Raw genomic sequence first — 23,042 nt, 5'->3', positions numbered from 1 at the left:
CAGGCCTCCGGCGCGGCATGTCGCCGTGGCGGCAGCGGCCGCCGGGCGGAAGGTCGCGCTCAAGCTGTATTGCGAATGAGAGCTATTATCATCTACACCGTCCGCAGGGTTTCAAGCCCAAGGATGGAGGACCAAGCGATGACCCCACAGGCCCCGGCGCGCCGCTACCCACGGCCGGCCGCAACCGGCCTGGCCAGTGCGATGATCCTGGCGCTCTCGCCAGCATCCATGGCCCAAACCGCGTCAACCCCGGCCGCACCAGCCCAGGCCGCACCGGTGCAGCCAGCCGAGCAGCCGGTGGTGCTGCCCACCGTCAACGTGGAATCGCAGGCGGAGCGGGCGAGGGGCCCCGTGCAGGGCTACGTCGCCACCCGCAGCGCCTCCGGCACCAAGACCGACACGCCGCTGGTGGAGACGCCGCAATCCGTCTCCGTCATCACCAGCGACCAGATCGAGGCGCTGAACGTCGGCTCGGTGGTCGAGGCGCTGCGCTACAGCCCCGGCGCCTTCACCCCGGGCACGGATTACCGGGGCGAGTATTTCACGGTGCGCGGCTTCGCCGCTGACATCTTCCTCGATGGCCTGCGTGTGCCGACGCCGGTGCCGGCGCAGTCCTTCCGCATTGAGCCCTGGGGGATGGAGCGGATGGAGCTGCTGCGCGGCACCAATTCCGCCCTCTACGGCCAGGCCAATCTGGGCGGGCTGGTCAACTCGGTCAGCAAGATGCCGCATGAGGACCAGCTCAACCAACTGGCGTTGCAGGCCGGCAGCTTCGACCGCATCCAGGGCATGTGGGACCTGGGCGGCCGCCTCAGCGAGGATGACAGCCTGCTATGGCGCTTCGTCGGCCTGGCGCGCGATGCCGACACGGAATTCGACGCGACGACGGATAACCGCATCTACCTCGCCCCCTCGCTCCGCTGGCGGCCGAATGCGGATACGACGCTGACCCTGCTGGGCAGCTACCTGCGGGACGATAACGGCATCACCGGCCAGTGGCTGCCGGTGCAGGGCACCGCGCTCTACAACCCCAACGGCACCGTGCCACGCGGCCGCATCACCGGCGAGCCGGGTTGGGACACCTACCGCAAGAGCCAGTACAGCCTGGGCTATCTGCTGGAGCATGAGGCCAGCACGGCGCTGACCCTGCGGCAGAACCTGCGCTACACCTACCAGCAGATCGACTATAACTCGATCTACGCCAGCGGGCTGGTGCCGGGCCAGTGGCGCAACGTCAACCGCGTCGCCTCCATCAACCGGCCCAGCGCCGCCTCCCTCGCGGTGGACAACCAGGCAGAGTTGCGGTTCGAGACGGGGCTGCTGCAGCACACCGCCCTGTTCGGCTTCGACTACCGCCTGCAGCGCGTCAGCGCCCGCGTCTGGAACGCGGCCACGACGGTGCTGGATGTCTACAGCCCCGCCTACGGCACCGTGCCACGCCTGCCCGCCGGCGCCAGCAGCGTCACCGCGACCGACCAGATGCAGCACCAGTACGGCGTCTACGCGCAGGACCAGATCAGGCTGGATAACTGGATCCTCACCCTCTCCGCCCGGCAGGACTGGGCGACGCTGGATACGCGCAACAACCTGACCGGCAACGGCACCGGGCAGCAGGACGACGCCTTCACCGGCCGTGTCGCCCTGCTCTACGCCTCCTCCATCGGCCTTTCCCCCTATGTCAGCTACGCCACATCCTTCCTGCCGCTGACAGGAACCGTGGCGCCCCAACGCGGCGGCGGCGCGTTCGAGCCCACCACCGGCCGGCAATACGAAGCCGGCGTGAAGTACCAGCCGCCCGGCAGCAATAGCCTGCTCTCCGCCGCGGTGTTCGAGCTGACGCAGGATAACGTGACGACAGCCGACCCGACCTTCCCCACCTACTCGGTACAGACCGGCCAGGCCCAGGTCCGCGGTATCGAGTTGGAAGGCCGCGTCAACCTGGCCGAAGGCCTGAACGTCATCGCCGCCTACACGGCGCAGGAGACGGAGGTGACGCGCAGCAATACCAACAATCTTGGCCGCCGCCTGGGCACGGTACCGAACCACATGGCCTCCGCCTGGGCGGACTTCAGCCACAAGGTGACGGAAGACCTGACGCTCGGGTTCGGTGGCGGCATCCGCTACTACGGCAACACGGTGGGCAACAACGCCCCGTCAGCCTCAGTGCCGATCTTCCACGCACCGTCCTATACTTTGTTCGACGCGATGATCCGCGCCGACTACCGGAATTGGCGCCTGACCGTGACCGGCACGAACCTGACGGACAAGGAGTACTTCGCCGCGTGCTACGCTTCCTCCTGCTCCTACGGCGTGGGCCGGGCGGTGTATGCGACGCTGGCCTATCGTTGGTGAGGGCGCGTTACCTCCGCTCGCGCGTGCGGGCGGGGGAAGAAGGCCGGAGAAAGAATTCTCCGGACCTCTTCTTTTCTTTTTTCGAGTTTTGCTGGTGTGGCTGTTGAGAGCGCGGTCTTGAGAGACTGCTGGATGCGCCGGAGGTCTATGACCTTCGGCGACTGAGGGTTCAGCCCACGTGGTCCATTTTTAAAATCATCAAAGAGCGTCCGCTCCCAGTCCTAAGGCGTGACGCCAAACTCGCAGAAAAAAGATGGGGTCCGGGGAATTCCTTCCCCGGCCTTCCCTACGCCACCAGCACGGAAACGAGGCCAGGGCAAACGCTCCGGCCTCGTCCGATAGCGCCTCAGAGGGCGATGCGCGCCACGGCTTCCGGGTCCAGCGCACCGGCCTTGGGTTCCGCCTTCACCGTGACGAACAGGGCGGAGCTGGCGGCGTCGATCGCCAGGCTGTTGGGGTGCGCGGGCAGCGACAATTCGCCGCGCTTCGCCAGGCTGTCCAGCGCCAGCACGGTCAGCGCCCCGCCGCCACGGCTGGCGACGTAGAGCTGGCCCTTGGCGGCGTCCGGCAACAGTGTCACCGGCCCGGCGGCCACGGGGGCTTCGGCCAGCAGGCGGCCCGTCTCCGGCTCCAGCGCCACGACGCGGTTGCCGGGGTTGCTGGAGGTGAAGCCGGGGATGTTCTTTTCTTGCAGGCGGCGGATGCCTTCCAGCCCCTGGTCGATCGCCAGCAGGCGGTTGCCGGCCGGGTCCCAGGCCAGCTTCAGCGGCTGCTCGGCGCCGCCGGCGGCGAACTGGCGGCTGACGGCCAACTGGTCCGCATCCACCGTCACCAGATGGCCGGCCAGGGTGGAGACGAAGATGCGCTGGCCGGAGGCGTCGAGCGCGATGCCGCTGGCACCGGGGCCGATGCCGGGCACCGTCTTCTCCAGCTTCATCGCCTTGGTGTCGACGGTGTAGAGCACGCCGTCCTTCAGGCTGAGCCCTGGCAAGTAGAGGCGGCCGCGGGCCGGGTCCACCGCCAGGCGGCGCAGGCCGTAGGGCGCTTCCTGCTTGCCATCCGGCTTCTGCACCATCTCCGCCAGCCGCAGCGTGGTGACGACGCGGTTGCTGGCGATGTCGATGGCGGTAACGGAGGCATCCAACGCGTGGCCGACATAGAGCCGCCCCGCCGCATCATCCAGCGCCAGGCCGAAGCCCTTCAGCGGCAGCCCGATCTCGGCCTGCACGGCGAGGGTGGCGGGGTCCAGGCGGAACACCTTGCTCTGCGGCGCTTCCGGCGTGAAGCCACCGGCGGAGACGACGAACACCGCCTTCTGCGCCGTGCTGTAGACGACCTCGTACAGATGCGGGGCGAGGTCCTGGCGGGCCTGGACGGCCAAACCCCGCGCTGATTGAGCACGGGCGGTGCGCGGCCCGTGCAGCGCCAGCAGCGCGGCGCTGGCCAGGGCCAGCGATTGCCGGCGGGTCAGGGGCAGGGCGGTGGGGCGGGGATGCGGCATGACGGGATTGCTCCTCTTGCTATCCGGATGGCCCCGTATGTAGTGAAATTGATAATTACTTGCAAATGCACGACGCCCGCTTGGCGAAACGTGCCTGCCGCCGCCGCCCGGCACTCTCCGGCGTGTCCACACCGCAGGGCGCGCCACTGGACGCCACGCCGCAGGCCGACAATCCTGCAAGCGCGCAGCCATCGCGCAGACAGCAAGGACGCCTATGGAGACCCAGCCCGCGCCACCTTCCCTGCAGGAGCAGGCCTATCGCGACATCCGCTCCCGCATCGTCAGCTGCCGCTTCCGCCCCGGCTCCAGGCTGAACGAGGCGGAGGTGGCCACCCTGCTGGGCCTCGGTCGCACGCCGGTACGCCAGGCGTTCGACCGCCTGCGGATGGAAGGGCTGGTCATCGTCCACCCCCGCCGCGGCGTGGAAGTGCGTGGCTTCGAAGCCGGTGAGTTGCTGGAAATCGTCGAGGCCCGTCTGGTCAACGAATGCCACGCCGCCGGCCTGGCCGCGCTGCGCGCCACGCCCCGCGATATCGCCGCGCTGGAAGACATCCTGCTCCGCAGCACCGCCGCCACTCCGGTGGAGGAAACCGAGACGCTGATGCGCCTGGAACGGGAGTTCCATGGCCTGCTGGCGCAGATCGCCGGCAACACCGTGCTGGCCGGCATTCTGCGTAACCTGCAGGACCGCGCCATCCGCTTCTGGTTCGTCGCCTCCGGCCAACAGCCGCAGCGGCAATCGGTTGTCGCCCAACATGCCGACATCCTCGGCGCCATCGCCGCTGGAGACCGAGCCGGGGCGGAAGCCGCGATGCGCCGTCACATCGAGGATTTCCGTGCCAGCGTGTTGCGGCAGCCGGGGCTGCGCTGAGCATTGTGGAAGGGAAGGCCGGGGGGAAAGCATTCCCCCGGACCCCATCCTTTCTCTGCGAGGTGGGCGTGGTGCTCGGGCTTAGAGCATGATGCGTTCACATCCGTTCAGACACCATGCTCTGGGCCTTTGTCAGGTCGTGTGATTCAGGTTTTGCACGATTCCGCCTCAAACCGTCACGCTCTAAGGGCATACGCTTCTGACGATTTAAGATGGACCCGCAGCCGCTGGAGCTCCTGGAGCGAATGCATCGACAGAGCCCGGTCCAGGCCCCTGCCGGGACTATGCGATTCACGCTTCCGGCTAACGCAAATTGCGGCCATCACATCTGGAGCTTTACGGCCCAGCAGCGCCGTATCCCAAACTCAAAAAAAAGAAAAGAAGGGGTCCGGGGAATTCCTTCCCCGGCCTTCTTCACGCCTCCACCACCTCCGGCCGAAAATGCGGAATGGCGGCGATCAACTGAGCCGTATACTCAGCGGCGGGGGAGCGGAACACGCGCGCGCTGTCGCCTTCCTCCACAATGCGGCCCTGGCGCAGCACGATCAGCCGGTCGCACAGCATGCGCACCACGTTCAGGTCGTGACTGACGAACAGGTAGGCCAGGCCTTTCTCCCGCCGCAGCTTCTCCAGCAACTGCAGCACCACGGCCTGGACGGAGACGTCCAGCGCCGCCGTCGGCTCGTCCAGCACCAGCAGGCGGGGCTGGACGGAAATGGCGCGGGCGATGCCGACGCGGGCGCGCTGCCCGCCGGAGAGCTGGTGCGGGTAGCGGTCCAGCAAGGCGCGGGGCAGGCCGACGCCATCGGCCGCGTCCTCGACGGCACGGCGCAGCGAGGCAGAGTCACGCAACCCCGCCAGGCGGCGCAGCGGGTCGGCAATGCTGTCGAAGGCGGAGAAGCGCGGGTTGAGGCTTTCCCCGGCATCCTGGAAGACGATCTGCACCTGACTGCGCTGCGGTGCGCGGTGGAAGTCCCGTGCCGGGATGGCGCCGATGGATTCGCCCTCAAAGATGATCTCGCCCTCGCTGGCATCGATCAGCCGGGTCACCATGCGAGAGATGGTGCTCTTGCCGGAGCCGCTTTCGCCCACCAGCCCCAGGCTCTCGCCCGGGCGCATGGTGAAGGAGACGTCGTCCACCGCCAGGGTGCCGTCCGGGAAGCGCTTCTTCAGCCCCTGCACCTCCAGCAGCAGCGGCGTACCGGGCGGCAGCGTGGCCGGCACGGGCGCGGCGGGCAGGGGCGGCGCATCCGGCGTCAGCCCGGCGATGGTCGAGCTCGGGGTAGGGCAGGCGGCGACGAGGCGGCGCGTATAGGCCTCGCGCGGTGCGCCGAACAACCGCCCGGGCGGCGCGGATTCCACCACGCGGCCCTGCTCCATCACCGTCACCTCGTCGCAATACTGCGCGGCGAGGCCGAGGTCGTGGGTGATCAGCACCATCGCCATGCCCCGCTCCCGCGTCAGCCCAGCGAGCAGATCCATCACCGCCTTCTGCGTCGTGACGTCGAGGCCGGTGGTGGGTTCGTCGGCGATGATCAGGCGGGGCTCGCACGCCATGGCCATGGCGATCATCACGCGCTGGCACATGCCGCCGGAGAGCTCGTGCGGGAAGGCATCGGCACGGCGCGCGGCATCGCGGATGCGCACGGCCTCCAGCAACGCCACGGCCTTGTCGCGCGCCTGGGCACGGGTCAGCGGCCGGTGCGCGCGCAGCACGTCGGCGATCTGCCGGCCGATGCCGCGGATCGGGTTCAACGCGGCGCGTGGGTTCTGGAAGATCATGGACAACGCGGCACCGCGCAGCCGCCGCAGCTCCGCCCCGCCGGCATGGGTGATGTCCTGCCCATCGAAGCGGATGCGGCCGCCAGTGACGCTGCCGGCCCGGTCCAGCAACCCCATCACCGCCAGCGAGGCAACCGACTTCCCCGAGCCGCTCTCACCCACGATGCCCAGCACGCCGCCCGCCGGCACGGCGAAGGAGATGCCGCGCAACGCCTCCACCGTGCCGCGGCGGGTGTCGAAGGCGACGCGGAGGTCCTCGACCTCCAGCAACTTCGCGGTCATGTGCGCATCCTCGGGTCCAGGATGTCGCGCAGCCCATCCCCCAGCAGGTTGAAGCAGAGCACCGCCAGCATCAGCGCCAGGCCGGGGAAGGCCACCAGCCACCAATGTCCGGCGGAGATGAAGCGGGCGCCCTCGGCCACCATGATGCCCCATTCAGGCGTGGGCGCGGTGACGCCGAGGCCGAGGAAGGACAGCCCCGCCGCGTTCAGGATGGCCCATCCGAGATTGAGCGAGATCTGCACGGCGACGTTGGGCAGGATGTTCGGCAGCAGGAAGCCCAGCACGATGCGCGCGCCGCCATTGCCGGAAGCGCGCGCGGCCTCCACCCACCCGGCCTGCCGCCGGACCGCGACCTCTGTACGGGCGAAGCGGATGTAGAAGGGCAGGTTGATCACCGCCGTGGCGTAGACGATGTTCTGCACCTGGTTGCCCAGTGCCGCCACCATGGCCATGGCCAGCACGAACAGCGGGAAGGCCATCAGCACGTCCACGAAGCGGCCCACCGCGCGGTCCAGCCGCCCGCCATGGTAGCCGCAGAAGGCGCCGATCATCGCGCCCAGCACGAAGGAGAGGCTGACGGCGGCGGCGGCGATGGCCAGGTCCAGCCGCGCGCCGTAGAGCAGGCGGGAGAGGATGTCCCGCCCCAGCTGGTCGGTTCCGAACCAATGTGCGGCGGAAGGCGGCCGCATGGCGTTGGCCACGTTGGTGGCGATGGGGTCGTAGGCCGCCAGCCACGGCGCCAGCAGCGCCACCAACACCAGCAACGCGGTACCGCCGAGGGCGAAGGCGGTGACGAGGTTGCCGCGCAGCACCCAGCCCGCATGCCGCAGCAAGGATGGGCGGCCCAGGGCGGCGCTCATTCCGCCACCGCGCGCGGATCGGCGAGGCCGTAGAGCAGGTCGATCACCAGGTTCACCACGACGAAGATGCTGGCCATCAGCAGCACGAAGCCCTGCACCGGCGCGTAGTCCGAGGCCTGCAGCGCATCCAGCGCGTAGGAGGCGACGCCGGGCCAGGAGAACACCTTCTCCACCAGCACATTGGCGCCGAGCATGGTGGAGAAGACGATGCCGGCGATGGTCAGCACCGGCAGCAAGGCATTGCGCAGCGCGTAGACCACGATGATGCGCCAGCCCGGCAGGCCCATGGCGCGGGCGGTACGGATGAAATCCCCGCCCAGCACCGCCAGCATGGAGGCGCGCGTCATCCGCGCCAGCGGCGCCAGCACGAACAGCGCCATGGTGGCGGCGGGCAGGATTAATTGCGTGAAGGCGGCGCGCCAGCCATCCCAGTCGCCGGTCAGGGCGAAATCCAGCAGCAGGAAGCCGGTGATCTCCGGCGGCGTGCTGGCGAAGATGTCGATGCGGCCTGTGGGATCAGGCGACCAGCCGAGCAGGTAGTAGAACACATAGATCAGCAGCAGGCCGGTGACGAAGGTTGGCATGCAGACGCCCATGGTGCACAGGAACCGCACCACATGGTCCACCGCCGAGCCCGGCCGCAGCGCGGCCAGGATGCCGAGCGGGATGGCGGCGACCAGCGCCAGCAGCAGCGCCGTGAAAGTCAGTTCCAGCGAAGCCGGCAGGCGCTGGCGGATATCGGTCATCACCGGCTGGCCGGTGGTCAGCGAACGGCCGAGATCCCCGGTGGCGACATCGCGCAGGTAGTACATCAGTTGCACCGGCACCGGCCGGTCCAGCCCCATCTCGGCGCGCAGGGCGTCGATCTCGGCCTGCCCGGCGCTGGGGCCGCCGGCGAAGTACACCGCCGGGTCCCCCGGCAGCACGCGCATCACCAGGAAGGTCAGCACCACCACGCCGAACACGGCGGGAATGGCGGCGAGCAACCGCCCGCCCACCCGCCGCCCGGCCGCCGCCAGCATCCGCACCGCCTCAGGCCCGCTTCAGGTCGCGGAAATCCACCTGCCGGTAGAACTGGTAGGTGAAGCCCTCGATGGCCTTGCCCATCACCGCGTCCATGTTCGGCTGCCACAGCATCAGCAGCGGCAGCTGGTCCGCCAGGATGGAGATCATCTCCTTGCACTGCGTCTCGTAGGCGGCGCCGTCGCGCTCGAACCGCGCGGCGTTGGAGAGCTCGACGATGCGCGGGTTCTCCCAGTTGGCGAAGTTCCAGCGCTGGTCACGCGTGAAGTACAGGTAGAAGAAGTAGTAGGTGGCGGGCAGCCAGGCCGTGCCGGAATCGGTGTAGAAGGCCAGCTTCTTTTCCGCCTGCATGGTGTTCAGCTGCGCGTCCGGCAGCTTCTGGATCTCGATCCTGATGCCCACCTTGCCCAGCGCCTCCTGCACCAGCGCCGCCAGTGGCTCGGAGGTGGAGGCGGTGCTGGTGCCGAAGGAGAAGCTGGTGCTGAATCCGTTGGCGAGGCCCGCCTCCGCCAGCAGCGCCCGCGCCTTCGCCAGGTCCTGCTTCAGCGGCAAGGGCTGCGGGAAGTCGGCATTTGGCGGCGTCGTCCAGTCGGCGCCGTAGAGGGTGCGGCCACGGCTGAACAGGGACGCCTTGAACATGTCCTCGTAAGGCAGCGCGGCGGCGATGGCCTGGCGCACCTTCACGTTGTCGAACGGCGCCATGCGGGTGTTGAAGGAGATATGCGTGAAGCCGTTGCTCTGCGGAATGGAGGCGACCTTCACCTGCCCGCGGCTCTGCAGCGTCGCGATGTCGCTGGCCTGCAGGTCGATCGAAAGATCGGCGTCGCCTTTCTCGATCAGGTTGGCGCGCGTCGCCGCCTCCGGCACCGTTTGGGAGATGACGCGCTTGAAGAAGGGCAGCGGGCCGTTCTTCCACTCCTCGTTGCGCGTCAGCACCACCTGCACACCGGGGCGGAAGCTCTCGACCTTGTAGGCGCCGCTGGCGGCGGTGTTGGCCTGCAGCCATTTCTGCGCCCAGGGGTCCTCGGCGGTGGCGTGCTGCTTCGCCAACTTGCTGTTGATCATGATGGCGTAGGGCACGGCGAGGTTGGAGAGCGCCAGCCGGTCCGGCTTCTCCAGCAGTACCTCGATCACACCAGCGCCGGCGATGCGGAACTGCTCCGTGCTGGTCAACGATCCGGTCTGAAACTGGGACACGGCGAGGGACTTGGCGCTGACCGCGCGGTCCAGCGACCACTTCACATCCTCCGCCGTCACCGGCGTACCGTCGTGCCACAGGGCGCCCGGGCGCAGATGCAGGGTGATCTTCAACCCATCCGGGCTGATCTCGTAGCGCTCGGCCAACTCGCCGCGGATCTGGGTGTGGTCGAACAGCCAGTTGCCATCGACCTGCTTGCGCCCGAAGGCCACCAGGCGGTCATAGACATTCATGCTGATGCCGAAGGCTTCGCGCGTCGAGCCCGGCATGGTGGGGTCGAGCGTGTTGACGGCGCCGCCGGTGACCTGCCGCATCGTTTCCGCCCGGCTTTGCGCCTGGGCTGGCGTGATGAAGCCGGCAGGGGCGGCGGCGATGGCGGCGAGGCCCATCAGGCCCTGGCGTCGGGTGACGTGCATGCTCACACTCCTTCCGGGATGGCGCCCGCCCGATGGCGGTGCGCGAAATCTGTCGCTGGCTACAGCAAGCTTCGTGCCATCACGCCGGTACGGGCCGGCGCAACATGGCCTGCGGCTGGTTCCAGGCCTGCAACGCCGCCCAGTGCTGCTCCACATCCTCGGTGAACAGCGCACGGGTGAGGCCGGAGACCAGCTTCGGCACCGCCGTGGTCATGGCGTTGATGGAAGAACCGGAGGCACCGAAGCTCATGGTCGAGGCAATCGAGAACAGATGCAGGCGGCCGATCCACGGCGTCTCGCCCGCCCGCTTCTCCTGCAAGGCATAGTCGGGGCCGAGATAGGGGAAGCGCCCCAGCCGGTCGTCCCGCTCCGCCTCCGGCGGCGCGTAGCGATCCGCCCAGCTGGCGATGTTGCCGGCGCATGCCGCCAGTTCCGGCCGCCCGGCGGGGTCGATGTCGATGCCGGTGCCGCAGATGGCGAAATCGGCCTGGAAGGGGCCCTGCGGCGTATCGATCTCCACGCCGCCGCCGGGCAGGGCGCGGGCATCCTGCCAGGGGGCGCCGGTATGCAGCACGAAGCCTTCGTGGCGGGCGCAGCGGTCCCAGGTCGGCTGCGGGAAGCCCTCGCGCAGGCCGAGGATGTAGCGCATCATCCGCCAGCGCCACGCATCGTCCAGGTCGGAGAGGTGGCGCAGGAAGCCGGCGAAGGTCAGCCACAGATAGGGCTGCACCAGTTGCGGCTCCGCCCGCCGGCAGAACAGGTGCACCTCCGCCGCGCCGGCCTCCAGCGCCATCGCGGCATTGTCCAGCGCCGAGGCACCGGCGCCCAGCACGGCCACGCACTTGCCGCGCAACGCGGCGAAGTCGATCGCATCGGCGGTATGGGCGCGCAGCGCGGCGGGCAGTGCCTCGATGAAGGGTGGCATCGCCCAGCGGCCCAGGCTGTCCTGCCCCGTCGCCAGCACGACGCGGCGGGCCAGGCGGGTGCTGCATGTGCCATCCGCCTGCTGCAGGCGGACGGCGAGGAAGGCACCCTCCGGCACGATGCCGGTGACGCGTGTGTCGTTCCGCACCGGCACCTGCACCGTATCGCGCAGCCACAGCAGGTAGGCAGCCCAGTCGGCGCGCGGAATCCGGTCCAACGCCTGCCAGTGCGCGGTGCCGTAACGGGCCTCGTGCCAGGATTGATAGGTCAGGCTGGGGATGTCGAGGTCCGGGCCGGTGTAGTCCTTGGGGCTGCGCAGCGTCGGCATGCGGGCATAGGTCAGCCAGGGGCCTTCCAGGCCGCGCTCCGCCTGGTCCACCAGCAGGATGTTGCGCACCTGCGCGCGCATCAGGCCGAAGCCGGTGGCCAGGCCGCACTGCCCGGCGCCGACCACCAGCACATCCAGCACCTTCTGGCCGTCCGGCCCCTGCCGCGGCGGCACCCAGGGGCGGGCCGGATGGGCGATGCGCGCCAGGTCGTCCCGCGCACGGGCAGTCAGGGTCGTCAGGCTGTCCATCGTTGCGTACCTGTCAGCCGGCGAGCCAGCCGCCATCGACAGGCAGCTCGATCCCGGTGGTGAAGCTGGCGGCGTCGCTGGCAAGGTAGAGGGCGGCCTGCGCCACTTCCTCCGCCCGGCCGAAGCGGCCCATCGGGTGCCGGGCGCGGGACGCCGCGCGCGGTGTCTCGGGGTCCGCGTGGCGGGCGAAGCTGCGCGCCAGCAGCGGCGTATCGATCGCGCCGGGCAGGATGGCGTTCACGCGGATACCGTCCGCGACGAAATCCAGTGCCATCGTCTTGGTCAGGCTGAGGATGGCGCCCTTGGCGGCGATATAGGCCGTGTTGCCGCGCCCGCCGGCCCGGGCGAGCTGCGAGGCCAGGGTGACGATGGCACCGCCCCCCTGCGCCTGCATCGCCGGGATCACCGCGCGCGCCCACAGCCAGGTGCCGCCCAGATTGGCGCGCAGCACCGCGTCCCACGCCTCCGGCGTCGTCGTCAGCACGGTGCCGCCGGAGGAGAAGCCGGCGGCGCAGACCAGGGCGTCGATCCGCCCCCAGGCCGCCAGCACTGCCGCCGCATCGGCCTCTGCCGTGCCGGGCTCGCCGACATCGGAAGCACGGGCCATCGCCGTGCCCCCGGCGGCGGCGATCTCCGCCACGATGGCGTCGGCGGCGGCGGCGTCGCGGTCCACCACGCAGACCCTGGCGCCCTCGGCGGCGAACAGGCGGGCGGTGGCGGCGCCGATGCCGGAGCCGCCGCCGGTGATGATGGCGATACGTCCGTCGAGCTTCATGCCGTCTCCATCAGGGCGGCGGCATGCGCCAGCCACCATTCTTCGTAATGCGCTGCCGATTCCGCCGCGCCGAAGCGCGCACGCCAGCCGAATTCGCTTTCCATCCGGCCGGGGTCCAGCGGCGCGCGGTCGGCGGCGCCGTGCAGGTCGATGCCGGGGTGCTCGCCCGCCGTGGCCAGCCGGCAGGCGAAGCCGTCCCGTGGCACCCGGGCCAGGGCGCCGCCCCAATCCAGCAGCGGCCAGCGGCCGGGATGGGTGATGTTGTACAGGGCGTGGCCGGGCCTGCGTGCCTGCAGCAGCAGCGCCACGGCCTCCGCCACATCCGGGGCGTAGACCCAGTCCCGCAGCCCGGGGCGGGCCAGCAGCGCGGGCGCACCCTGGGCGGCGGCCCGCATGACCTGGAAGGGCGGGCTCAGCGTGTCCCGCAACCCCGTGGCGTATTCCCACGGGCCGAACACGGCGCTGAGCCGCACGCTGAGGAATTCCATCCCCCACAGCGCCGCCAGCCGCGCGCCCACCTGCTCGCTGGCCAGCTTGGTGATGCCGTAGAGCTGCGCCGGGCGGGCCGGGTCCGTCTCGGCCAGCGGCGTCTCGCCCGGCCCGGCGCCGTAGGCGGAGGCGGAGCTGAGGTTCAACACCCGCTTCACCCCCGCCTGCCGCGCTGCCCGCAACAGCCCCGGCAGCGCGCCCAGGTTGACGGCGAGGATGCTCTCGGGGTCCGCCGCCTCCCGCGCCGTGCCGGCGGTGATGGCGGCGCCCAGCACCAGCGCATCCGTGCCGCTCTCCAGCTGGCCGGGTTGCGTCACGTCGAAGATCTCGGTGCGCAGCTGGCCCGGCAGCGTGGCGAAGGCGGTGCGCGCGGCGGCGGGGAAGGGGTTGCGGTCCAGGCACAACACATGGTGCCCCTGGCGCAGCAGCGCCTCGGCGATGTTCAGCCCGACAAAGCCACTGCCGCCGAGCAGCGCGACGCGCAGGGGCCGGACATCGTCACGTTCAGCCATCGGTGGAATTCCCTGCCTGCTGGTCCGTGCGGCGATGATGAGAGCATCTGGCCGCATGCGGCAACCAGGTAAAACCGCGGAAATGCACGCTGTGCAGGCAGTCCAGGGATATCACCACATTCGGCGAGGCAGGATGCCTGCCTTGGAGGCAGCAGGCGCAGGGAAAGGGCTGGTACCACGCAGTCTCGCCGACTGACGGCCCGTGCCCTGGTGGCGGCTCGCCGAGAGATTCCCGGCATGGATCGTGCATGGCCGTGCCACGATGGACGGCACGGGCAGCGCGCCCACGCCTGGCCCGGCCGAGACCGAGGAGTTTCCCGCATGGAACGACGCACGTTACTCAAGGGCGCAGGCGCGGCCTCCCTGGCCACGCTCGCCGCGCCCGCGAAGCTCAGGGCGCAGTCGATGACGACGCTGCGCTTCATCCCGCAGATCGATCTGGTCTATCTCGATCCGGTCTACACCACGCCCTATGTCAGCCGGAACCACGGCTACCTGGTGTTCGACACGCTGTACGGCATGGACAGCAACTTCAAGATGCAGCCGCAGATGCTGGAAGGCCACAGCATCGAGAATGACGGGAAGCTGTGGAACCTGACCCTGCGGCCCGGCCTGCTGTGGCATGATGGGGAGAAGGTGCTGGCGCGGGATTGCGTCGCCAGCATCCAGCGCTGGGCGAAGCGCGACCCCTTCGGCGCCACGCTGATGCAGGCGACGGACGAACTCTCCGCCGCCGATGACCGCACCATTCGCTTCCGGCTGAAATATCCCTTCCCGTTGCTGCCGGAAGCGCTGGGCAAGATCCCGTCCCCCATGTGCGCCATGATGCCGGAGCGGCTGGCGCAGACCGACCCGTTCCAGCAGGTGCGGGAGATCGTCGGCAGCGGCCCGTTCCGCTTCGTGCCGGATGAGCGCGTGCCAGGCGCCCGCAACGTCTATGAGAAATTCGCCGGCTATAAGCCGCGCGAGACCGGCCGGCCGGATTGGACGGCGGGCCCGAAGGTCGTGCACTACGACCGCGTCGTCTGGAACACCATGCCGGATATCGGCACCGCCACCTCCGCCCTGCAGGCCGGCGAGCAGGACTGGATGGAATACGCCTACCACGACATGCTGCCGCTGCTGCGCAAGGCACCGAATGTCGAGGTCAAGGTGCTGGACCCGACGGGCATGGTGACCATGCTGCGCGTCAACCACCTGCAACCGCCCTTCGACAATCCCGCCATCCGCCGCGCGCTGTTCGGCGCCATCGACCAGACCTCCTTCATGGAAGCGCTGGCCGGTTCCGACCCCTCGCTCTACCACGTGCCCCTTGGCTTCTTCGCGCCGGGGACGCCGATGGCGAGCGAGGAAGGGCTGGGCCCGCTGACCGGCCCGCGCGACTTCGCCAAGGTGCGCGCCGAGATCAAGGCCGCCGGCTACAAGGGGGAGAAGGTGGTGCTGATGGTGCCGGCCGACAGCCCCACGCTGAAATCGCAGGGCGACGTGGCGGCGGACATGTTCCAGCAGGCCGGCCTGAACGTCGACTACATGGCGCTGGACTGGGGCACCATGCTGACGCGGCGCAACCGCAAGGACAGCGCGGAGGCCGGCGGCTGGAACGCCTTCGTCACCAGCTGGGCCGGCATGGACTGGCTGAACCCGGCCGGGCACATCGCCCTGCGCGGCAATGGGGAGGCCGCCTATGCCGGCTGGTCCACCAGCCCCCGGCTGGAGGAGTTGCGCACCGCCTGGTTCCGCGCACCGGACGAAGCCGCGCAGAAGGCCATCTGCGTCGACATGCAGAAGCAGGCGATGATCGACGTGCCGTACTACCCGCTCGGCCAGTACGTGCAGCCGACGGCGTACCGCAAATCCATCACCGGCATCGGCGGCGGCATCCCGACCTTCTGGAACGTCCGCCCGGCCTGAACGCAAGAAGGGCCGGGGTGCTATCCCCGGCCCTTCGCTTCATCGTTGCGGGTGGCAGCGTCCTTGCCGAAGCCAGCGCCGGTCAGGCTTCCTCCGCCGTCTCCGCCGCCGGCGGCTGCAGGCAGGCCAGCACCGCCGCCACCAGGGACGCACCGTCATACGGCTTGGTCAGGGATACGCTGCCCGCCAGCTCGCCGCGCAGCAGCGGCGCGGCATCGCCGCTGGCGAAGACGATGCCGATATCGGAACGCGCGGCCCGCGCATGCGCGACAAGCTCCGCCCCCGAGGCGCCGGGCAGGTTGATGTCGGTGACGATGACGTCGATCGCCGCATCCTTCAGCGCCTTCGCGCCTTCTTCCGCGCTGCCGGCCTCGATGACGGTGAAGCCGGCATCGCGCAGCATCTCGGCCGAGTTGCCGCGGATCAGCGCATCGTCCTCCACCAACAGCACCATGGCGCGCGCGGCCGCCACCGGCTGCGGCGCCAGGGCAGGCATGGGGGCAGGGGGCGCGGCCGGGCGCGGCATGCCCGGCCTGGGCTGTGCCTGCCGGCGCTGCGCCTGGTTGGCCAGCACATGGCGCACCTTCCGCGCCAATGCCTCGCGCGGATAGGGCTTGGAGAGCAGCTCGACCCCCGCATCCAGCCGGCCGCCATGGACGATGGAATTCTCCGTGTAGCCGGAGGTGAACAGCACCGCGACGTTAGGCAGCCGCTCGCGCGCCTTGCGGGCCAGTTCCGGGCTCTTGAGCTTGCCGGGCATCACCACGTCGGTGAACAGCAGGTCGATCGGGATACCGCTCTCGATCACCACCAGCGCACTGCCGGCGTCCACCGCCTTCAGCACGCGATAGCCGAGGTCGGTGAGCATGGCGACCACCACCTCCCGCACCTCCGCATCGTCCTCCACCACCAGGATGGTCTCGGTGCCGCCGACGGTCGGGCCGGCATCCACCTGCACCACCACATCCTCCGCCTGCATCGCGCGGGGCAGGTACAGCTTGATGGTGGTGCCGTGGCCGACTTCCGAATAGATCTTGATGTGGCCACCGGATTGCTTGACGAAGCCATACACCATGGACAGGCCGAGGCCGGAGCCCTTGCCTTCCTCCTTGGTGGAGAAGAACGGCTCGAACACCCGTTCGATCACCTCCGGCGGCATGCCGCAGCCGGTGTCCGAGACGGCGAGCATCACGTACTGGCCGGGCGTCACCTCGTCATGCGTCAGCGCGTAGGCATCGTCCAGATGCGCGTTCGCCAGCTCCACCGTCAACTGCCCGGTGCCGCCCATGGCGTCCCGCGCATTGATGGCGAGGTTGAGCAGCGCGTTCTCGATCTGCGTCGGGTCGATGAAGGTGTTCCACAGCCCGCCGCCCAGCACCGTCTCCACCTCGATGGCCTCGCCCAGCGCCCGGCGCAGCATGTCGTCCATGCCCTGCACGAAGCGGGTGACGTTGACCACCTTGGGCTCCAGCGCCTGCCGCCGCCCGAAGGCCAGAAGCTGCGACGCCAGGCGGGAACCGCGGGAGACGCCGGCCATGGCATTCGCCGCGTGCCGCTCCGCGCGCGGATTGCCGGCGATGTCGCGGGAGAGGAGCTGCAGGCTGCCGGAGACCACTTGCAGCAGGTTGTTGAAGTCATGCGCCACGCCGCCGGTCAGCTTGCCGACGGTCTCCAGCTTCTGCGCCTGCGCCAGCTTGGCTTCCGCCTGCCGCCGCTCGCCGATCTCGGCGATGACGCGCGCCTCCAGCGTCTCGTTCAGGCTGCGCAGTTGCTCCTCCGCCTGCTCCCGGTGGCGGATCTGGGAGGCCAGGGCCTGGGAGTGCTGGCGCAGCGCTGCCTCGGCCGCGCGCTGCTCGGTGATGTCGGTATGGACGCCGACCCATTCACGGATCTCGCCGGCCTCGTCCAGCATCGGCAGGCCGCGGATGGCGAAGTGGCGCCAGGCGCCGCTGTGGTGCATCACCCGGTGCTCGAATACGAACATGCCACGGCTGGCGACGGCGGCGTTCCAGGCATCCAGCGTCGGCTGCATGTCGTCCGGGTGCACGGCGTTGGCCCAGCCGTAGTCCTGGTATTCCTCGAAGGCCTGGCCGGTCAGCGCGGCCCAGCCGGGCTGCTCGCCCACCATGCGGCCATCGGGGCTGTTGGTCCACAACACGCCATGGACCGCATCCACCGCCGTGCGGAAGCGCCGGTTGCTGAGGTCCAGCGCCGCCTGCCGGCGGGCGCGCTCGTCGATGTCGATGGCCAGGATCTGCACGCCATCCACCACGCCGTGGCCGTCGCGGCTGGGCAGGTAGCTCAGTTCGCAGCGCCGGCTGCCGCCGCCGATGGTGGGGATGTCCACCTCGCCGGTGATGCTCTCGCCGGCCAGGGCACGGTCCAGCAGCGGCTGGCGCTGGGCGAAGAAGGCCTCCCCCACCACGTCCCGCATGTGGCGGCCGATCACCGCCGCCGGCGCTTGGCCGAACCACGGCTCGTAGAAGCTGTTGGCGAAGCGGTAGACGTAGTCCCGGTCCAGCTTGCAGACCAGCATGGGCAGCGCATCGGCCAGGGAGCGCAATTCCTGCTCCCGCGCCGCCAGCCCGCGTTCCATGGCGATGCGCCCGGTCGTCTCCAGCACCGTGCACATCACGCCGCCCACCAGGCCGCCGACCTCGTAGACAGGGGTGTAGAACAGGTCGAGCGTCACGTCCTCCGGCACGCCGTGGCGCAGCAGGGTCATCGGCTGGTCGCGGTAGGAGCAGACCTCGCCGGCGAAGCCGCGTTGCAGGATGGCGCGGTTCCAGTCCCAGATCTCCGGCCATACCGCCGGCACGGTGCGGCCCAGCGCCGCCGGGTGGTAGCCGCCCGCGATCTCCCGATACGCATCGTTGTAGAGCATGACGTGGTTCTCGCCCCACATCAGCACCTTCGGCACCGGCGAGTTCACTACGTTGGAGACGGTCGCCAGCAGCGCCGGGGACCAGCCGGACATCGGGCCCAGGCAGGTGCCGCTCCAGTCCCGCTCACGGATCAAGGCGCCGCATTCGCCGCCGCCGGCCGGCCAGGGCAGGGGGGTTCCGCCGGCTGCCTGGGGCGCATGCTGCCGCAGCAGGCTCAGCGCCTCCCGCACCGCCGGCGCCTCCTGCCCCGACGACGCGGCGTGGGCCAGCATCTGCTGAAGCTCGGCGAGGAGGGAGCGGGCATCGGGCTGGCAAGGGGACATGGCAGCACATTCCTCACCCTTGGCCGGAAGTCAATGCGGAACACGGACCCGCGAGGCACCGGGCCGGTGGCTGCCCCAATTTCGGCGGTTCAGGCCCCGCAGCCAGCCCCGGTCGAGACGTGCCAAAGGCGCTCAGCAAGCGTTAGCCAAGGCCTGGGCTGGACGGCCACCACTGGCGGGTCCGCACCCGCGCGCATGCCGGCAACGATGCAGCCGGGCGCGGGCGGATATCCGCCATGTCGGGCGGCGGCGGATGCGGCCATACGGCCGGGCGGCGCGAACAACGCCATTGACGCGGCCGTGCAGCCATGCCCCAATATCAATATTGAATATCGAAGAACGATAAAAACGCCGACGGCACCAAACAAAAGCGGGCTTCCACCCACGGGGGGAAGCGCCGGAGGAGCAACACCATGATGATGCGATTGCTGCTGTCCTGCGCCATCGGCTGCGCCGCCCTGCTGGGCCCGGCCCGCACCCAGGCCCAAACGCCCCAGGTCCTCCGCATCGGCATGAGCAGCCCGGTCAGCACGCTGGACCCGCATTTCTATAGCACCTCGCCCAACAACACCGCCGCCTTCAGCATCTTCGACCGGCTGGTCCATCGCGGCGCCGATGGCCGGCTGCAGCCGGGCCTCGCCCTGTCCTGGGCCCCGGTGTCGGAGACGGAGTGGGAATTCCGCCTGCGCCCGGACGTGCGCTGGCATGATGGCCAGCCCTTCACCGCCGCCGATGTCGCCTTCAGCCTGCAGCGCGCCCGCAACGTGCCGAACAGCCTGGGTGGCTTCGAGAACCTGGTGCGGCCCATCCAGGACATGCAGGTGGTCTCGCCCACGGTGCTGCGCGTCACCACCGCCGGCGCGGTGCCAAGCCTGCCGAGCGACCTCTCCTTCATCGCCATCGTGTCCGAGCATGTGGGGAAGGGCGCCAGCACGGCGGACTACAATTCCGGCAAGGCGATGGTCGGCACCGGCCCCTTCCGCTTCACCAGCTACACCTCTGGCGACCGTCTCGTGCTCGCCCGCAACGAGGCCTGGGGGGGCGGCCGGCCGGAGTGGGAGCAGGTGACGCTGCGCATGGTCAGCAATATCGGCGCCCGCACCGCCTCCCTGCTCGCCGGCGACCTGGATATCATCGAGGCCCCGTCGGCGGCGGACCTGCCAAGGCTGCGGCAGGAAAGCCAGATCGGCATCTTTGCCGTGCCGGGCAGCCGGGTCGGCTACATCAACCCCATCTACGCCCCGGCGGCCGAGGCGCCGCGCATCACCGACAGCAGCGGCAAGCCGATCGAGCCGACGCCGCTGCGCCTGTTGAAGGTGCGGCAGGCGCTCTCCATGGCCATCAACCGTCCCGCCATCACGGAGCGGGTGATGATGGGCACTGGCAGCGCCACCGGCCAGTGGTTGCCGCCCGGCTCCTTCTCCGCCCTGCCGGAGCTCGGCCTGCCGGCCTACGACCCCGTCCGGGCCAAGGCGCTGCTGGCCGAGGCCGGCTTCCCGGACGGCTTCCGCATGACGCTGAGCACCGCCAACGACCGCACGCCCTATGCCGCCGAGATCACCCAGGCGGTGGCGCAGATGTGGACGCGCATCGGCGTGCAGACGGCGGTGGAGGCGGTGCCCTTCTCCGTCTACTCGGCCCGCGGCGCGCGGCAGCAGTTCAGCGCCTATTTCGGCAGCCTCAACAATCCGTCGATGGAAGCGGGCCTGTTGCTGCGGAACCTGTTGATGACGGTGGACGCCACCAAGGGCACCGGCACCTACAACTGGAGCCGCTACTCCAACCCGTCGCTGGACGCGCTCAGCGCCCGCGCCATTTCCACGCTGGATGACACGCGGCGGGAGCAACTGCTGCGCCAGGCGGCGCACCAGGCGCTGGACGATGTCGCCTTCATCCCGCTCTACCAGTTCCAGAACATCTGGGCCGCCCGCAAGGGCATTGGCTTCGAGGCACGGGCGGATGAGCTGACCCTCGCCACCGGCGCCCACGCCACGCCGCAGTGAAGACACCCGATATGCCCGACATCCATCTCCGCCACGCCGGCCCCCGGCTGGCCATTGTCACCATCGACCGCCCCGCGCGCCGCAATGCCTTGAACGGGCAGGCGTGGCGGGATCTCGGCCAGGCCTTCGTGGCGCTGCGCCAGGACCCGGCGCTGCGCGCCATCATCCTGACCGGCGCGGGCGGTGCCTTCTGCGCCGGGGACGATATCGGCGCCTTCGCCGCGGTGCGGGACGACCCGCCGGCGCGCCAGCATTACTGGGATGGCATCATGGCGTGCTACGCGGCGGTCTCGGCCTCGTCCGTGCCGGTCATCGCCGCCGTTAGCGGGCCTTGCGTCGGCGGCGGCTGCACGCTGGCGCTGCGGTGCGATTTCCGCATCGCCGATGCCACCGCGCGCTTCGGCGTGCCGCCGGCCAAGCTCGGCCTGGTCTACCCGGCGGAGAGCACGCAGCTGCTGGTGGCGACGGCCGGTGTCTCCATGGCGCGCCGCCTGCTCTATACCGGCGCGCTGATCGGGGCGGAGGAAGCGCGCCAATGCGGCCTCGTTACCGAGGTGGCCGGGGATGCGCTGGCCGCCGCCATCGAGTTCGCCGCGCCGATGCTGCAGGCCGCCCCGCTTTCCGTCGCCGCCGCCAAGCTGGCCTGCGATGCCGCCATGACCGGCCGGCTGGCCGAGGTGGCGCCACAGGTCGCCGCATTGTCCGACCGCGCCGATGCCAGCGAGGATTACCGGGAGGGCGCCCGCGCCTTCGCCGAGAAGCGTCCGCCCGTGTTCCAGGGCCGCTGAGATGGATGCGATGCGCGCCGCCGCCGACCGCAACGCCTATGCCGCCTTCGCCGCCGGCTTCCCGGCGCCGGACCGCCTGTTCATCGAGAACCATGACGGCCGCACCGTCACCTACGGCGAGGTGGAGAAGCAGACCGCCCGCATGGCCAACCTGCTCCGCCACCTCGGCATCGGGCCGGGGGACCGGGTGGCGGGGCTGCTGGACAAGTCGCCCGAAGGCATCCTGCTCTACCTCGCCTGCTGCCGCGCCGGGGCGGTGTACCTGCCCATCCATGTGGAGCTGACGGCGCCCGAGGTGGACTACGTGCTGCAGGATGCGGAACCCGCCCTGCTGGTCTGCCGGCCCGACCTCGCGCCGCGCCTGCAGGCCTGGGCCGATGCCGGGCGGCGCAAGCTGCTGACGCTGGATGCCAGCGGTGGCGGCAGCCTGCCGGCGGCGCTGGAAGGCATGGCCGAGGATGCACCGTGCCACCCGGGCAGCGGGCAGGATGCCAATGCCATCGTGTATACCTCCGGTACCACCGGGCGGCCCAAGGGCGCGGTGATGACCAACGGGCTGGTGGTCTGGAACGCCATGGCGCTGGCCGATTGCTGGGGCATCACGGCCGACGACGTGCTGCTGCACGCCAACCCGATGGCCTTCGGGCTGTTCGGCACCACCACGCCCATGCTGGCCGCCGGCGGCCAGCTGCGGCTGCTGCCGAAATTCCAGGTGCACCAGGTGGTGCGGGCGCTGCCCGGCTGCACCATGCTGGCGGGGGTGCCGACCTACTATGCCAGGCTGCTGGAGCATCCCGGCTTCACGCGGGAGCTCTGCGCCGGCATGCGGCTGTTCCTCACTGGCTCCGCCCCCATGCGTGCCGATGTGTTCGATGCCTTCGCCGCCCGCACCGGCCACCAGTTGCTGGACCGCTACGGCATGACGGAGGCGCTGATCATCGCCTCCATGAAGCTGGACGCACCGCGCCGGCCGGATGCCTCCGGCTACCCGCTGCCGGGCTCCGCCCTGCGGGTGGTGGATGCGGCGGGGCAGGCGGTGGCGCCGGGGGAGGTGGGGTCGATCGAGCTGCGGCAGCCCTTCCCCTTCGCCGGCTACTGGCGCGCGGCGGAGAAGACGCAGGGCGCCTTCCGCAACGGCTGGTTCATCACCGGCGATTTCGGCCGTCTGGCGCCGGATGGCGCGCTCTCCGTGCTCGGGCGCGGGACGGAGCTGATCATCACCGGCGGGCTGAACGTCTACCCGAAGGAAGTGGAGGCAGCGCTGAACGCCCTGCCCGGCGTGGTGGAAGCCGCCGTCATCGGCTTGCCCCACCCCGATTTCGGGGAGGCGGTGACGGCCGCCGTGCAACTCGCCCCCGGTGCGGGGTTCGACGAGGCGGCGGTGCGTGCCGCCCTGGCCACCGGCCTGGCGCGCTACAAGGTGCCGAAGCGGATCGTCCCGGTGGAGGAGATGCCGCGCAACACCCTGGGCAAGATCCGCAAGAACCTGCTGCAGCAGCGCCTGGCCGGGCTGTTCGCGCCCGGCGCGGTTTGAGGCGGGGCGGGATACGGCCTATGAGGCGGGCTCGTA

The 23,042-nt window shown here is 70.0% G+C and carries 15 protein-coding genes; 6 read left to right on the top strand and 9 right to left on the bottom strand.

The genetic code is table 11. The annotated features are described in order from the left end of the window. The first annotated feature begins 138 nt into the window (after positions 1 to 138). A complete protein-coding gene (locus IBL26_RS15905) occupies positions 139 to 2,352 on the top strand; it encodes a TonB-dependent siderophore receptor (RefSeq protein ID WP_187785488.1) in 2,214 nt (737 codons plus the stop codon). 346 nt (positions 2,353 to 2,698) lie between these two features. On the opposite strand, the gene IBL26_RS15900 is transcribed toward IBL26_RS15905, so the two are convergent. Then, complete coding sequence (locus IBL26_RS15900) at positions 2,699 to 3,853, bottom strand: YncE family protein (protein WP_187785487.1); 1,155 nt, start codon at positions 3,851 to 3,853, stop codon at positions 2,699 to 2,701. Positions 3,854 to 4,067: 214 nt separating this feature from the next. Between IBL26_RS15900 and IBL26_RS15895 the strand changes: the two genes are divergently transcribed. Then, a complete protein-coding gene (locus tag IBL26_RS15895) occupies positions 4,068 to 4,724 on the top strand; it encodes a GntR family transcriptional regulator (RefSeq protein WP_187785486.1) in 657 nt (218 codons plus the stop codon). Positions 4,725 to 5,138: 414 nt separating this feature from the next. Here the strand turns inward: IBL26_RS15895 and nikE are convergent, their stop codons facing one another. The 7 genes from nikE to IBL26_RS15860 form a co-directional block, all read right to left on the bottom strand. Continuing rightward, positions 5,139 to 6,788 carry a nickel ABC transporter ATP-binding protein NikE gene (gene nikE / locus IBL26_RS25945; protein WP_187785485.1) on the bottom strand — a complete coding sequence of 550 codons (1,650 nt, stop codon included), beginning with the start codon at positions 6,786 to 6,788 and terminating at the stop codon, positions 5,139 to 5,141. Next, positions 6,785 to 7,648 carry an ABC transporter permease gene (locus IBL26_RS15885; protein WP_187785484.1) on the bottom strand — a complete coding sequence of 288 codons (864 nt, stop codon included), beginning with the start codon at positions 7,646 to 7,648 and terminating at the stop codon, positions 6,785 to 6,787. Before IBL26_RS15885 ends, nikE begins: the two co-directional genes overlap by 4 nt. Then, entirely contained in the window at positions 7,645 to 8,670 is a 1,026-nt protein-coding gene (locus IBL26_RS15880) for an ABC transporter permease (protein ID WP_187785483.1), read from the bottom strand. The genes IBL26_RS15885 and IBL26_RS15880 overlap by 4 nt, the downstream gene beginning before the upstream one ends. Positions 8,671 to 8,680: 10 nt before the next feature. After that, a complete protein-coding gene (locus IBL26_RS15875; RefSeq protein WP_187785482.1) occupies positions 8,681 to 10,285 on the bottom strand; it encodes an ABC transporter substrate-binding protein in 1,605 nt (534 codons plus the stop codon). Between the two features lie 79 nt (positions 10,286 to 10,364). After that, complete coding sequence (locus IBL26_RS15870; protein ID WP_187785481.1) at positions 10,365 to 11,786, bottom strand: flavin-containing monooxygenase; 1,422 nt, start codon at positions 11,784 to 11,786, stop codon at positions 10,365 to 10,367. A gap of 13 nt (positions 11,787 to 11,799) precedes the next feature. Next, positions 11,800 to 12,561, bottom strand: coding sequence for an SDR family oxidoreductase (locus IBL26_RS15865; RefSeq protein ID WP_187785480.1), 762 nt, complete (start codon positions 12,559 to 12,561; stop codon positions 11,800 to 11,802). Then, a complete protein-coding gene (locus IBL26_RS15860) occupies positions 12,558 to 13,562 on the bottom strand; it encodes an NAD-dependent epimerase/dehydratase family protein (protein WP_206684241.1) in 1,005 nt (334 codons plus the stop codon). Before IBL26_RS15860 ends, IBL26_RS15865 begins: the two co-directional genes overlap by 4 nt. A 321-nt stretch (positions 13,563 to 13,883) precedes the next feature. Here IBL26_RS15860 and IBL26_RS15855 point away from each other — a divergent pair, with 321 nt between their 5' ends. Then, positions 13,884 to 15,473, top strand: a complete 1,590-nt coding sequence (locus IBL26_RS15855) for an ABC transporter substrate-binding protein (RefSeq protein ID WP_187785479.1) — start codon at positions 13,884 to 13,886, stop codon at positions 15,471 to 15,473. A gap of 82 nt (positions 15,474 to 15,555) precedes the next feature. Here the strand turns inward: IBL26_RS15855 and IBL26_RS15850 are convergent, their stop codons facing one another. Continuing rightward, complete coding sequence (locus IBL26_RS15850; RefSeq protein WP_206684240.1) at positions 15,556 to 18,681, bottom strand: hybrid sensor histidine kinase/response regulator; 3,126 nt, start codon at positions 18,679 to 18,681, stop codon at positions 15,556 to 15,558. A 413-nt stretch (positions 18,682 to 19,094) separates the two neighbouring features. Here IBL26_RS15850 and IBL26_RS15845 point away from each other — a divergent pair, with 413 nt between their 5' ends. The 3 genes from IBL26_RS15845 to IBL26_RS15835 are packed head-to-tail and all read left to right on the top strand — an operon-like array spanning position 19,095 to position 23,006. Further along, positions 19,095 to 20,684, top strand: a complete 1,590-nt coding sequence (locus IBL26_RS15845; protein WP_187785478.1) for an ABC transporter substrate-binding protein — start codon at positions 19,095 to 19,097, stop codon at positions 20,682 to 20,684. 11 nt (positions 20,685 to 20,695) lie between these two features. Next, positions 20,696 to 21,472 carry an enoyl-CoA hydratase/isomerase family protein gene (locus tag IBL26_RS15840; RefSeq protein ID WP_187785477.1) on the top strand — a complete coding sequence of 259 codons (777 nt, stop codon included), beginning with the start codon at positions 20,696 to 20,698 and terminating at the stop codon, positions 21,470 to 21,472. A gap of 1 nt (position 21,473) precedes the next feature. Further along, positions 21,474 to 23,006: an AMP-binding protein gene (locus IBL26_RS15835; RefSeq protein WP_241749445.1), complete on the top strand. Its 1,533-nt coding sequence runs from the start codon at positions 21,474 to 21,476 to the stop codon at positions 23,004 to 23,006. Positions 23,007 to 23,042 lie beyond the last annotated feature (36 nt).

Origin of the sequence: Teichococcus aerophilus, from assembly GCF_014490485.1 — a bacterium.
Lineage (GTDB): Bacteria > Pseudomonadota > Alphaproteobacteria > Acetobacterales > Acetobacteraceae > Pseudoroseomonas > Pseudoroseomonas aerophila.
This window is presented reverse-complemented; position numbering and strand designations above follow the sequence as displayed.

Coding starts and splice junctions, on each gene's coding strand:
- IBL26_RS15850 (WP_206684240.1), bottom strand. CDS start 18,681: ATGTCCCCTTGCCAGCCCGATGCCCGCTCCCTCCTCGCCGAGCTTCAG.
- IBL26_RS15835 (WP_241749445.1), top strand. CDS start 21,474: ATGGATGCGATGCGCGCCGCCGCCGACCGCAACGCCTATGCCGCCTTC.
- IBL26_RS15875 (WP_187785482.1), bottom strand. CDS start 10,285: ATGCACGTCACCCGACGCCAGGGCCTGATGGGCCTCGCCGCCATCGCC.
- IBL26_RS15860 (WP_206684241.1), bottom strand. CDS start 13,562: ATGGCTGAACGTGACGATGTCCGGCCCCTGCGCGTCGCGCTGCTCGGC.
- IBL26_RS15865 (WP_187785480.1), bottom strand. CDS start 12,561: ATGAAGCTCGACGGACGTATCGCCATCATCACCGGCGGCGGCTCCGGC.
- IBL26_RS15885 (WP_187785484.1), bottom strand. CDS start 7,648: ATGAGCGCCGCCCTGGGCCGCCCATCCTTGCTGCGGCATGCGGGCTGG.
- IBL26_RS15870 (WP_187785481.1), bottom strand. CDS start 11,786: ATGGACAGCCTGACGACCCTGACTGCCCGTGCGCGGGACGACCTGGCG.
- IBL26_RS15840 (WP_187785477.1), top strand. CDS start 20,696: ATGCCCGACATCCATCTCCGCCACGCCGGCCCCCGGCTGGCCATTGTC.
- IBL26_RS15905 (WP_187785488.1), top strand. CDS start 139: ATGACCCCACAGGCCCCGGCGCGCCGCTACCCACGGCCGGCCGCAACC.
- IBL26_RS15855 (WP_187785479.1), top strand. CDS start 13,884: ATGGAACGACGCACGTTACTCAAGGGCGCAGGCGCGGCCTCCCTGGCC.
- IBL26_RS15880 (WP_187785483.1), bottom strand. CDS start 8,670: ATGCTGGCGGCGGCCGGGCGGCGGGTGGGCGGGCGGTTGCTCGCCGCC.
- nikE (WP_187785485.1), bottom strand. CDS start 6,788: ATGACCGCGAAGTTGCTGGAGGTCGAGGACCTCCGCGTCGCCTTCGAC.
- IBL26_RS15845 (WP_187785478.1), top strand. CDS start 19,095: ATGATGATGCGATTGCTGCTGTCCTGCGCCATCGGCTGCGCCGCCCTG.
- IBL26_RS15900 (WP_187785487.1), bottom strand. CDS start 3,853: ATGCCGCATCCCCGCCCCACCGCCCTGCCCCTGACCCGCCGGCAATCG.
- IBL26_RS15895 (WP_187785486.1), top strand. CDS start 4,068: ATGGAGACCCAGCCCGCGCCACCTTCCCTGCAGGAGCAGGCCTATCGC.